The 11,148-nt window shown below is 70.3% G+C and carries 10 protein-coding genes; 8 read left to right on the top strand and 2 right to left on the bottom strand.

Annotation, left to right across the window (positions count from 1 at the left end; translation table 11 throughout):
• Nucleotides 1-281, top strand: a 281-nt coding sequence (locus AO398_RS03315; protein WP_160329302.1) for a DMT family transporter, incomplete at its 5' end; no start/stop codon positions are given.
• A gap of 27 nt (nucleotides 282-308) precedes the next feature.
• Here AO398_RS03315 and AO398_RS03320 read toward each other — a convergent pair.
• Nucleotides 309-578, bottom strand: coding sequence for a hypothetical protein (locus AO398_RS03320; RefSeq protein WP_058190722.1), 270 nt, complete (start codon nucleotides 576-578; stop codon nucleotides 309-311).
• Between the two features lie 341 nt (nucleotides 579-919).
• Between AO398_RS03320 and ileS the strand changes: the two genes are divergently transcribed.
• From ileS to AO398_RS03345, 5 genes are all read left to right on the top strand, one after another.
• Nucleotides 920-3,886 (top strand): isoleucine--tRNA ligase, encoded by a 2,967-nt coding sequence (gene ileS / locus AO398_RS03325; RefSeq protein WP_152997397.1) that lies wholly within the window; start codon nucleotides 920-922, stop codon nucleotides 3,884-3,886.
• Between the two features lie 430 nt (nucleotides 3,887-4,316).
• Entirely contained in the window at nucleotides 4,317-4,847 is a 531-nt protein-coding gene (gene lspA, locus AO398_RS03330) for a signal peptidase II (protein WP_058190624.1), read from the top strand.
• Between the two features lie 160 nt (nucleotides 4,848-5,007).
• Nucleotides 5,008-5,670 (top strand): hypothetical protein, encoded by a 663-nt coding sequence (locus AO398_RS03335; protein ID WP_058190625.1) that lies wholly within the window; start codon nucleotides 5,008-5,010, stop codon nucleotides 5,668-5,670.
• A gap of 159 nt (nucleotides 5,671-5,829) precedes the next feature.
• Entirely contained in the window at nucleotides 5,830-7,239 is a 1,410-nt protein-coding gene (locus AO398_RS03340; protein WP_058190626.1) for a pitrilysin family protein, read from the top strand.
• A gap of 108 nt (nucleotides 7,240-7,347) precedes the next feature.
• Nucleotides 7,348-8,640, top strand: a complete 1,293-nt coding sequence (locus tag AO398_RS03345) for a pitrilysin family protein (RefSeq protein ID WP_058190627.1) — start codon at nucleotides 7,348-7,350, stop codon at nucleotides 8,638-8,640.
• 4 nt (nucleotides 8,641-8,644) lie between these two features.
• Here the strand turns inward: AO398_RS03345 and AO398_RS03350 are convergent, their stop codons facing one another.
• The gene (locus AO398_RS03350; RefSeq protein ID WP_058190628.1) at nucleotides 8,645-8,965 is read right to left on the bottom strand and encodes a HigA family addiction module antitoxin; all 321 of its coding nucleotides are present in this window, start codon (nucleotides 8,963-8,965) and stop codon (nucleotides 8,645-8,647) included.
• 131 nt (nucleotides 8,966-9,096) lie between these two features.
• On the opposite strand from AO398_RS03350, the gene AO398_RS03355 reads away from it, so the two are divergent.
• Together AO398_RS03355 and AO398_RS03360 are read left to right on the top strand one after the other, a co-directional pair.
• The gene (locus tag AO398_RS03355) at nucleotides 9,097-10,047 is read left to right on the top strand and encodes a ring-cleaving dioxygenase (RefSeq protein ID WP_058190629.1); all 951 of its coding nucleotides are present in this window, start codon (nucleotides 9,097-9,099) and stop codon (nucleotides 10,045-10,047) included.
• 241 nt (nucleotides 10,048-10,288) lie between these two features.
• Complete coding sequence (locus AO398_RS03360; RefSeq protein ID WP_058190630.1) at nucleotides 10,289-11,062, top strand: ferredoxin--NADP reductase; 774 nt, start codon at nucleotides 10,289-10,291, stop codon at nucleotides 11,060-11,062.
• The last annotated feature ends 86 nt before the right edge of the window (nucleotides 11,063-11,148 follow it).

Raw genomic sequence — 11,148 nt, forward strand, 5'->3', positions numbered from 1 at the left:
GGCCCAGCCCGGCCACCCTCCCCCATTGGGCGCTGCTGATCGCGGTCGCGCTGTTCGGGACGATCGGGCACTGGCTGCTGGTGCTGGCCCATGCCCGGGCGCCGGCCAACATCCTGGCGCCGTTCATCTATCCCCAGCTGCTGTGGTCGGTGACTCTGGGCTTCCTGCTGTTCGGCGACGTGCCGAGCCGCTGGACGGTCGCCGGCGCCATGATCGTGGTCGGCTCCGGCCTCTATCTCCTGGCGCAGGAGACGATCCGCCGGGACAGACCGGCCGCCTGAGGCGACCGGCCCGATCTCAGGGCTGTATCAGCGGCCCATCCGCTCCTGGCGGTCCAGGCGCTCCTCGCGGCGGTTCTCGCGGGCGCGGCGGGCCGGGTCCGGATCGGTGCCGAGCACGCCGCCGACGGTGCCGGTGGCAGCACCCACCGCGCCGCCCACGACGCCGCCCACCGGGCCGGCCGCGGCCGAGCCGTCCTCGACGCCGCGCTGGGCGCCCCGGGCCGTGCCCTGGGCCTCGGCGCCGGTGGCGAAGGCCAGCGGGGCAAGGGCGAGGGCGGGGATCATCAGTTTTTTCATGGTCAGCTCCTGGTCGTCGTTCGGACTGTGCTCCGCGCCGTTGCGGGGCGCGGAGGTCGTACCGATCAACGGTTCAGGCCCCGAAAGGTCTCATCAGGCATCGCAGGGCCGCCCGCTGGCATCGGGAAGGGGCCGCTGCTAGAGAACGGGTCATGTTCGCTTCGCATGCTCTTCGCGGCCTGGGCCGCAGGCTTCGAATTATTGGCCCGGCCTCCGCGTAAATGAGCGCCCGCTTCGGCGAGGCCGCGCGGAAGTCCGGGATCCTGATGCCGCTCGCCCTGCCCAGATTCCTGTATCCGGCCGGCCCATTGCCGCCGGCCCGACCGCCGATGCGAGATCCGATGACCACCCCCGAGACCGCTTCTGCCCGCGACTATTCCAAGACCCTGTTCCTGCCGCGCACCGAATTCCCGATGCGCGCCGGCCTGCCGACCCGGGAGCCGCTGCTGCTGGAGCGCTGGGCCGCGATCGACCTCTACGGAAAGATCCGCGCCGCCGCTTCGGGCCGGCCGCGCTTCGTGCTGCATGACGGCCCGCCCTACGCCAACGGCAACATCCATATCGGCACGGCGCTCAACAAGATCCTGAAGGACGTGGTGGTGCGCTCGCAGGGTGCGCTCGGCCTCGACGCTAACTACGTCCCTGGCTGGGACTGCCACGGCCTGCCGATCGAGTGGAAGATCGAGGAGCAGTACCGCGCCAAGGGCCGCAACAAGGACGACGTGCCGGTGATCGAGTTCCGGCAGGAATGCCGGACCTTCGCGGCCCACTGGCTCGACGTGCAGCGGGAGGAATTCAAGCGCCTCGGCGTCACCGGCGACTGGGACCATCCCTACGCGACCATGGCCTACCCGGCTGAGGCGGTGATCGCCGACGAGCTGATGAAGTTCTCGATGTCGGGCCAGCTCTATCGCGGCTCCAAGCCGGTGATGTGGTCGGTGGTCGAGAAGACCGCGCTGGCCGAGGCCGAGGTCGAGTACGAGGAGCATGTCAGCGACACGGTTTTTGTCGCGTTCCCGATCCGCGAGGGTGCCGACGCGGCGCTGGCCGACGCCCGGGTGGTGATCTGGACGACCACCCCCTGGACCATGCCGGGCAACCGCGCCGTCGCGTATTCCAAGAAAATCGCCTACGGGCTCTACCGGGTGACGCAGGCCCCGGCCGAGAACTGGGCGACCCCGGGCCAGACCTATGTGCTCGCCGACAGCCTGGCCGCCACCGTGTTCAAGGCCGCCCGGGTCGAGGCGTTCGAGCGTGTCGGCGACGTGCGCCCCGAGACCCTGGCCGGCCTCACCCTGGCGCATCCGCTCAACGGCCGCGGCTACGACTTCGCGGTGCCGATGCTCGACGGCGACCACGTCACCGACGAATCCGGCACCGGCTTCGTCCACACGGCGCCGAGCCACGGCCGCGAGGATTTCGATCTCTGGATGTCCAGCGGCCGGCTGCTCCAGGAGCGCGGCATCGACACCGCGATTCCCTACACGGTGGACGCCGACGGCGCCCTGACCAAGGCCGCGCCGGGCTTCGAGGGCACCCGGGTGCTCACCGACAAGGGCGAGAAGGGCGACGCCAACAAGGCGGTCATCGCCGCCCTCACCGAGGCCGGGGCGCTGGTCGCCCGCGGGGTGCTGCGCCACCAGTACCCGCATTCCTGGCGCTCCAAGAAGCCGGTGATCTTCCGCAACACCCCGCAATGGTTCATCGCCATGGACCGGCCGGTGGATAGCCTGGGCAACCGGTCCCTGCGGGAGGTCGCGCTCCAGAGCATCGACGAAACCCAGTGGGTGCCGCCGCAGGGAAAGAACCGCATCAACGGCATGGTCGGCAACCGGCCGGACTGGGTGGTCTCGCGCCAGCGCGCCTGGGGCGTGCCGATCACCGTGTTCGTCCACCGGGAGAGCGGTGAGATCCTCAAGGATGCTTCCGTCAACGCCCGGATCCGCGACGCCTTCAAGGCGGAGGGCGCCGATGCCTGGTTCCGTGACGAGGCGGCGCAGCGCTTCCTGGCCCCGGACCACGACCCCGCCGCCTACGAGAAGGTGACCGACGTCCTCGATGTCTGGTTCGATTCCGGCTCCACCCACGCCTTCGTGCTGGACGATCCGGAGGCGTTCCCGGCGCTCGCCGGGGCGCGGCGCGTCCGCGACGGCGGCCAGGACCGGGTGATGTACCTGGAGGGCTCGGACCAGCACCGGGGCTGGTTCCAGTCCTCGCTGCTCGAATCCTCCGGCACCCGCGGCCGGGCGCCCTACGACATCGTCCTGACCCACGGCTTCGTGCTCGACGGCAAGGGCCTGAAGATGTCGAAGTCGAAGGGCAACGTCGTCGCGCCGCAGAGCATCATCAAGGATTCGGGCGCCGACATCCTGCGCCTCTGGGTCGCCGCCTCGGACTACACCGACGACCTGCGGATCGGCCCGGAGATCATCAAGACGTTTGCGGAAACCTACCGGAAGCTCCGGAACTCCCTGCGCTGGATGCTCGGCTCCCTGGCGCATCGCGTGCCGGGCGACGACGTCGAGTCCGAAAAAATGCCGGAGCTGGAGCGGTTGATCCTGCACCGGCTGGCCGAGCTCGACGGCGAGATCCGCGAGGCCTACGCGACCTACGACACCAAGCGGGTCGTGGCCCTGCTCAACGGCTTCATGACCGGCGACCTGTCGTCGTTCTACTTCGACGTGCGCAAGGACGCGCTCTACTGCGATCCGATCTCGTCGGTGACCCGCCGGGCGGCCCTGCAGGTGATCGACGAGACCTTCCGCCGGGTGGTGGTCTGGCTGGCGCCGGTGCTCGCCTTCACGGCGGAGGAAGCCTGGCTCGACCGCTACCCGTCCGCCGACGGCTCGGTCCACCTCCAGACCCTGCCGGAGACCCCGGCGGCCTGGCTCGACCCCACCCTCGCGGAGCGCTGGCAAAAGATCCGCAAGGTGCGTCGGGCCGTGACCGGCGCCCTGGAGATCGAGCGCGCGGCCAAGCGCATCGGCGCGAGCCTGGAGGCGGCCCCGACCGTCTACGTCGCGGATCCGGACCTGCTCGCCGCCCTGGAGGGCTGCGACTTCGCCGATACCTGCATCACCTCCGCGATCACGGTGGTGGCCGGAGATGGGCCGGCGGAGGCGTTCCGGATCGACGAGGTGCGCGGCGTCGCCGTGGTGCCGACACCGGCGGAAGGGCGCAAATGCGCCCGCTCCTGGCGCGTCAGCCCCGCGGTCGGCAGCGACCCGGAATACCCGGACGTGACGCCCCGCGACGCCCAGGCCCTGCGCGAGTGGGACGCGGCCCACCCCGAGGCCAGCGCGGCGTGATCGTACCCGCGACATCACCCTCCCCCCTCTGCGGGGGAGGGTGGCCCCCGAAGGGGGTCGGGAGAGGGGAGCGACGTTTCCGGACGAGGCGAGGCCGGCATGACGGGCACAGCCTCACTCTGCACCGCCGCTCCCCTCTCCCCCCCTGCTGCGCAGGATACCCTGCCCCGCAGAGGCTAGCGGATTCACGCATCAGGGTTGTTTTGAAACAAGGCTCTGAAACACAACACGTTTTCCCCTCCCCCTTGCGGGGAGGGGTAGGGGTGGGGGTGGTGCAGGATAGGGTGCAACGGTTCCTTCTGAGCCACCCCCACCTCCAACTTCTCCCCGCAAGGGGGAGGAGAGAGCGCCGCGCCTTTCGCTGTGCGATGTGTGAACGTCGTAGCTCGCAGCGGGGGAAGGTAAACGCGCGTGTGTCTGGTCTCCGCTCATGACCCCGACCCGCGCCGGCCTGCTGGCCCTGCTCGTCACCCTGGTCCTCGATCAGGCGTCCAAGCTCGGACTCTATTTCGGCACCGATCTCGTGCTGACCCAGCCGTGGCGGCTGGCGCCCTTCGCCGACTTCGTGGTGGTCTGGAATCGCGGCGTCTCCTACGGCCTGTTCCAGCAGGAGAGCGGGTTCGGGCGCTGGTTCCTGGTGGCCCTGTCGCTGGCCGCCGCCCTCGGCCTCGGCATCTGGATGACCCGGGCCGGCTCGCGGCTGCTGGCCGTGGCCCTCGGCCTGATCGTCGGCGGGGCGCTCGGCAACGCCATCGACCGGGCCGCCTACGGGGCGGTGTTCGACTTTGTCCACCTGCATGCCGGCGGCTGGTCCTGGTACGTGTTCAACGTGGCGGACGCGGCGATCGTCGCCGTGGTGATCGGGCTCATCCTCGACAGCCTGAGCCCAGCCGGCCGGGCTACGTCGGGGGATGCGGCCCGGAGCGGGCCGGCACCGGGCGATCCGGCGCCGCGCCCGTGATTCCCGCAACAGATCGGCCCTGCCCGCCCCAAGCCTCTGGTGCAATGCGGTCAAGGCGCCATACGATCGCCGGAAACCGGTCTCAGGCCGGAACTTGTCGGATCAGGCCGCGTGGCGGCCGTCCCCGTGCCGGATCCCCGGCCGGAACCCGTGAGGCAGCATGACCGAGCATCGCAGGCTTCGTCTCATCCTCCCCGCCGCGGTCGCCCTGGCGCCGCTGCTGACCTGCGGCGCGCAGGCGCAGGAGCGCGGCGAGTTCATGCGCGACGCGCTCTCGGGCATCGGCCTTTTGGAGAAGCGGCAGGATCCGATCGACTATCACGAGCGCCCGCCGCTGGTGATGCCGCCCAAGCTCGACGGCAAGGCCCTGCCCCAGCCCCGGGCCCGCTCCACCAGCACCGCCTGGCCGAAGGATCCCGAGATCGCCGAGCGCGAGCGCGCGGCCGACGAGCGGCGCCGCCCGGTGGGCAACCAGGCGCGTGGCCGCTACGACGACAACAACGCCACGCTCTCGGTGGACGAGATCCGCAACGGCCGTCGTGCCGGGGCGAGCGTCACCACCGAGGCCGAGCGCAAGCCCGGCGACACCAACCGCGACGACAGCCTGCTCAGCCCGTTCGACCTGCTCAAGGGCAAGAGCGCCAATGCCGAGCCCTCCGATGTGGAGCCGGCCCGGGACGTGCTGACCGATCCGCCGACCGGCTACCGCCAGTCGCCGAAGAAGCTGGCGCAGCCGCCGTCGCGGGATCCGATCAACAATGCCAGCCGCGAGCGTGACGAGGCCGATCCCCGGGCCTATCAGCGCCAGCGGGCCCAGCAGTAACCATCCGGCTGTGGCGCCGTTGCAACGGCAGCCCGGCATGGCAACATGACATCTCTGTCCCGGTACGGCTCTTGCCGGCCGGAGACGCGGACGGCCCCGATCCACCCGAGCGTCCCACGAGGGCGTCGACGGTTCCGGGGCCGGCAAAAGGAAAGCGGAATGCACCTGTTCAGGAAGGCGACGCCCACCCTCTTCCCCCTGCGTCCGGGCTCGCCCTACGGCGGTAGCGCCGGCCGGGGCGAGGCTGCGCCGTTCGGGCGCTCCGAGGCGGGCGGGCCCGAAGTCACGGCCTTCACCCTCGACAACGGCCTCGACGTCGTGGTGGTGCCCGATCACCGGGCGCCCGTGGCGACCCACATGATCTGGTATCGCAACGGCTCGGCCGATGATCCGTTGGGCCAGTCGGGCATCGCCCACTTCCTCGAGCACCTGATGTTCAAGGGCACGGAGAAGCACCCGGTGGGAGCCTTCTCCAAGGCCGTCTCGGGCCTCGGCGGCCAGGAGAACGCCTTCACCAGCTACGACTACACCGCCTATTTCCAGCGGGTCGCCCGGGACCATCTCGGCACCATGATGGCGTTCGAAGCCGACCGCATGGGCGGCCTCGTCCTCGACGACGCCGTGGTCGCGCCCGAGCGCGACGTGGTGCTGGAGGAGCGGCGCATGCGGGTCGAGACCGACCCCTCCGCCCAACTCTCCGAGGCGATGGCCGCCTCGCTGTTCGTGCATCATCCCTACGGCATCCCGATCATCGGCTGGATGCACGAGATCGAGGGCCTGAACCGCGAGCACGCGCTGGCCTATTACAAGCGCTTCTACACCCCCGAGAACGCGATCCTGGTGGTGGCCGGCGACGTGACGGCGGACGAGGTCCGGCGGCTCGCCGACGACACCTACGGCCGCGTCGCCCCCCAGGGCGCCCGGCCCGAGCGCCTGCGGGCGCGGGAGCCCGAGCCCAAGGCCCTGCGCCGGGTCGCGGTCGCCGACCCGAAGGTCGAGCAGCCGACCCTGCAGCGGCTCTATCTGACCCCGTCTTGCATCACCGCCCGCGATGGCGGCTGCCACGATCTCGAGCTGCTCGCCGAGGTGCTGGGCGGCGGCTCGACCTCCTACCTCTACCGCAAGTTGGTCATGGAGACCGGCCTCGCGGTGAATGCCGGCGCCTGGTACATGGGCTCGGCGATCGACGAGACCCGGTTCTCCGTCTACGCGGTGCCGGCCGAGGGCGTCTCCCTGGAGGCGCTGGAGGAGGCCGTGGACAAGATCCTGCGTCGCGCCCCCGCGGAGGCCTTGGGCGCCGAGGCGATCGAGCGGGCCAAGACCCGGCTGGTCGCCGAGACCGTCTACTCCTCCGACAGCCAGTCGTCGCTGGCCCGGATCTACGGCTCGGCGCTCGCGATCGGCGAGACCATCGAGGAGGTCCGCCGCTGGCCGACCGATATCGAGGCGGTCTCGCAGGAGCGCCTCAAGGCCGCCGCCGAGCGCTGGCTGACCCCGTCCCGCTCGGTCACCGGCTACCTGACCAAGGCTCAGGACCCCGACGCCCCGGTCGCGATGGCCGCGGAATAGTTTTTCGGGCGCGTCCCGGCGGGCGGTTTTTTGCTCCCGTCGGGACCTGCATCAGGCCGTGAGCTTCGACCGGCTCCGCCGCCCGTGACGAGAAAAAAAGAGGTTCCCATGAGCGTCGCCGAGACCCTGGTCGACACCGCAGCCCCCGCCAATTCCCCCACCACGGCGCTGCCGGTCGCCACCGCCGCCGGCATCGAGGCCTGGCACGTCGAATCCCCCGTGGTGCCGATGATCGCCCTGGCCTTCACCTTCGAGGGCGGCGCCGCCCAGGACCCGGACGGCAAGGCCGGCTGCGCGCAGATGCTGGCCCGTCTCCTCGACGAGGGGGCCGGCGACCTGACCTCCGATGCGTTCCAGGAGCGGCTCGCCGCCCGGGCGATCGAACTGTCCTTCCATGCCGGCCCCGACGCGATCGGCGGCTCGCTCAAGATGCTGGTTAAGCATGCCGACGAGGGTATCGCGCTCCTCGCCCTGGCGCTGGCCAAGCCCCGTCTCGACCCGGACGCGATCGAACGTGTCCGCGGCCAGGTGATCGCCGGACTGCGCTACCAGCAGAACGATCCGGGCGTGCTGGCCTCGCGCCGGTTCTTCAAGGAGGCGTTCGCCGGCCACGCCTATGCCCGGCCCTCCTCGGGCACCGTGGAGAGCGTCGCCACGATCACCCGGGACGACCTGCTGGCGATGCATGCCCGCATCATCGGCCGCGGCCGGGTGAAGGTCGCGGCGGTGGGCGCCATCGGCGCCGAGCAGCTGGCCGAGGGCCTGAACCGCGCCTTCGGGGCCCTGCCCGAGGCCGGGGCGCTGCAGGCGGTGCCGCGCACCGAGGTGCAGGAACTCGGCAAGCGCATCGTTGTGGACCTCGACGTGCCGCAATCGGTGATCCGCTTCGGCATGGCCGGCGTGGCCTGGCGCGACCCGGACTTCATCCCGGCCTACGTGCTGAACCACATCCTGGGCGGCGGCGCCTTCACGTCGCGGCTGTTCCAGGAGGTGCGGGAGAAGCGCGGCCTGGCCTATTCGGTCGGGACCTCGCTCGTCAGCCACCGCTCGGCCGCGATGACCTGGGGCTATACCGCCACCAAGAACGAGCGCGTCGGCGAGGCCCTGTCGGTGATCGGCGACGAGATCGGCCGCCTGATCACGGACGGCCCGGACGACGACGAGTTGCAGAAGGCCAAGGACTACCTCACCGGCTCCTACGCGCTGGGCTTCGACACCTCGACCAAGATCGCCCACCAGCTGGTGCAGATCGCCTTCGAGGAGCTGGGCATGGACTACATCGCCCGCCGCAACGCCCTGGTCTCGGCCGTCACCCAGGCCGACATCCGCCGCGCCGCAGCCCGGACCTTCGCGGACGGGAAGATGCTGGTGGTCGCCGCCGGCCGTCCGGTCGGGCTCTGAGGGTTCAGGCCCCCGCGGGGGCGAGCGGGGCGACCCGCTCGATCTCCGGCCCGAGGGTGCGGGTCAGCGTCTCCACCTCGTATTGGCGCTGGAGGTTGAGCCAGAACTCCGCACTCGTGCCGAAATAGCGGCCGAGACGCAGAGCTGTGTCGGTCGAGACCCCGATCTGCTCGGCGGCGATCCGCTCGATCCGGGTGCGCGGAACCCGGCAGGCCCGCGCCACCGTGCCGGCCGACAGGCCGAGGGGAATCAGGAAGTCCTCGCGCAGCACCTCGCCGGGATGCAGCGGCGGCAGGATTGTGTCGGTCTCATACGGGACGGCCATCAGGTGTCTCCCATGGGCGTGGGCCATGCAGTCTGCCCCCTCACGCCCACTGCATTCCAGCTGTGCGCTCGCAACGCCGGCGGCCAATCCCTACCTCAGGCGCATCGGAGCGGGGACCCACACGAAAAACCATGCAGCTCACCGGCATCCATCACCTCACCGCGGTGACCGCCCGCGCTGCGGAGAACGTGGCGTTCTACACCGGCACGCTCGGCCTGCGGCTGGTGAAGAAGACCGTGAACCAGGACGACGTCTCGGCCTACCACCTGTTCTACGCGGACGGGCTGGCGAGCCCGGGCACCGACATCACCTTCTTCGACTGGCCGGCGCCCCCGGAGCGCCGCGGATCGAACAGCATCACCCGCACGCATCTGCGGGTGCCCGGTGAAGGCGCTGTGATGTGGTGGCACACGCGCCTGCGCGAGGCCGGGTCCGTGGTGGCCGAGCCCGCCCTGCGCGACGGCCGCCTGACCGTCGACTTCGAGGATCCCGAGGGCCAGCGCCTGGCTTTGGTCGATGATGGCGGCACCGGCCCGGAGCATCCCTGGGACGCCTCCCCGGTCCCGGCGGCCTACCAGATCCGCGGCTTGGGCCCGATCCGTCTGTCCGTGCCGGCCCCGGCCCCCGCCGCGGCCGTCCTGACCGAGGTGCTCGGCATGCGCCGCGTTCGCACCTTCGAGGCCGGCGACGGCCCGGTCGAGGTCTACGCCATGGGGCCCGGCGGCCCCGCCGCCGAGGTCCAGCTCCTGGCCGATGCCTCGGCGCCGGCGCAGCAGGGTGCGGGCGCGGTCCACCATGTGGCCTTCCGCATCCCGGATGCGGAATACGGGGCCTGGGCCGACCGGTTGAAGGCGGCCCGGGTGCCCAGCAGTGGTCCGGTGGACCGCTACTACTTCCGCAGCCTGTATTTCCGCGAGCCCAACGGCATCCTGTTCGAGATCGCCACCGACGGGCCCGGCTTCACCGCCGACGAACCCCTGGAGAGCCTCGGCGCGCGGCTCGCCCTGCCGCCCTTCCTAGAGCCGCGCCGCCCCGCGGTCGAGGCGGGGCTGAAACCGCTTCGGCCGATCACCGCCGGTTAAAATATTCGAACGATTCCAGGCCATTCACTTCTTCCGCAGGTGTGATCCTGACGCGCCTTGACGGGCGTGCTGCAACTGCGAAAGAAGCACCCGATATGGGTTCGATATCCGGAGCCCGACGAGACCGCTCGTGGGGTCCGCCCCCGCAGCCGCGGGGCGGCGGTCGCCCGCCGAACCTCATGCGCCCCGAATCATCGGGGGCATGGGCCGAGCATCAGAGGATTCGAGGACTGATCCGTCGATGAGCAAGTTCTACGAGGAGCGCGTTCTGTCGGTGCATCACTGGACCGACAACCTGTTCTCGTTCCGCACCACGCGGGATCCGGCGTTCCGGTTCCGCAACGGCGAGTTCACCATGATCGGCCTCGAGGTCGAGGGACGGCCGCTGCTGCGCGCCTATTCGGTGGTCTCGGCCAATTACGAGGAGGAGCTCGAGTTCTTCTCGATCAAGGTCCAGGACGGCCCCCTGACCTCCAAGCTCCAGCATCTCAAGGTCGGCGACCCGATCATCGTCGGCAAGAAGCCCACCGGCACCCTGGTGCTCGACAACCTGCTGCCGGGCCGGAACCTCTACCTGCTCGGCACCGGCACGGGGCTCGCGCCGTTCCTGTCGATCATCAAGGACCCGGAGACCTACGACCGGTTCGAGAAGGTCGTGCTGGTCCATGGCTGCCGCCAGGTCCAGGAACTGGCCTACGGCGAGACCATCACCGAGTCCCTGCCCAAGCACGAGTTCCTGGGCGAGATGATCTCGAACCAGCTGATCTACTACCCGACCGTGACCCGCGAGCCGTTCCGCAACCGCGGCCGGATCACCGACCTGATGGTCTCGGGTAAGCTGTTCGCGGATATCGGCCTGCCGGCGATGACGGTCGAGGCAGACCGCTTCATGCTCTGCGGCAGCCCCGACATGATCCGCGACACCCGCGAGCTGCTCAGCACCGGCGGCTACGAGGAAGGCAACCACGGCGAGGGCGGCCACTACGTGATCGAGAAGGCCTTCGTCGAGAAGTAGTTTTTTTGGACGTCGCGTTCAGCCCGGTGCGGTCCGCCGCGCCGGGCTTTTTCGTGCCTCAGCGACAGCACTCGTCTTCGTCCGTT

It is taken from the genome of Methylobacterium sp. GXS13 (assembly GCF_001455965.1).
GTDB lineage: Bacteria > Pseudomonadota > Alphaproteobacteria > Rhizobiales > Beijerinckiaceae > Methylobacterium.

What these genes read in the sequence shown, in the direction of transcription:
- AO398_RS03320 (WP_058190722.1), bottom strand. Translation starts at nt 578, where the DNA reads ATGAAAAAACTGATGATCCCCGCCCTCGCCCTTGCCCCGCTGGCCTTC.
- ileS (WP_152997397.1), top strand. Translation starts at nt 920, where the DNA reads ATGACCACCCCCGAGACCGCTTCTGCCCGCGACTATTCCAAGACCCTG.
- lspA (WP_058190624.1), top strand. Translation starts at nt 4,317, where the DNA reads ATGACCCCGACCCGCGCCGGCCTGCTGGCCCTGCTCGTCACCCTGGTC.
- AO398_RS03335 (WP_058190625.1), top strand. Translation starts at nt 5,008, where the DNA reads ATGACCGAGCATCGCAGGCTTCGTCTCATCCTCCCCGCCGCGGTCGCC.
- AO398_RS03340 (WP_058190626.1), top strand. Translation starts at nt 5,830, where the DNA reads ATGCACCTGTTCAGGAAGGCGACGCCCACCCTCTTCCCCCTGCGTCCG.
- AO398_RS03345 (WP_058190627.1), top strand. Translation starts at nt 7,348, where the DNA reads ATGAGCGTCGCCGAGACCCTGGTCGACACCGCAGCCCCCGCCAATTCC.
- AO398_RS03350 (WP_058190628.1), bottom strand. Translation starts at nt 8,965, where the DNA reads ATGGCCGTCCCGTATGAGACCGACACAATCCTGCCGCCGCTGCATCCC.
- AO398_RS03355 (WP_058190629.1), top strand. Translation starts at nt 9,097, where the DNA reads ATGCAGCTCACCGGCATCCATCACCTCACCGCGGTGACCGCCCGCGCT.
- AO398_RS03360 (WP_058190630.1), top strand. Translation starts at nt 10,289, where the DNA reads ATGAGCAAGTTCTACGAGGAGCGCGTTCTGTCGGTGCATCACTGGACC.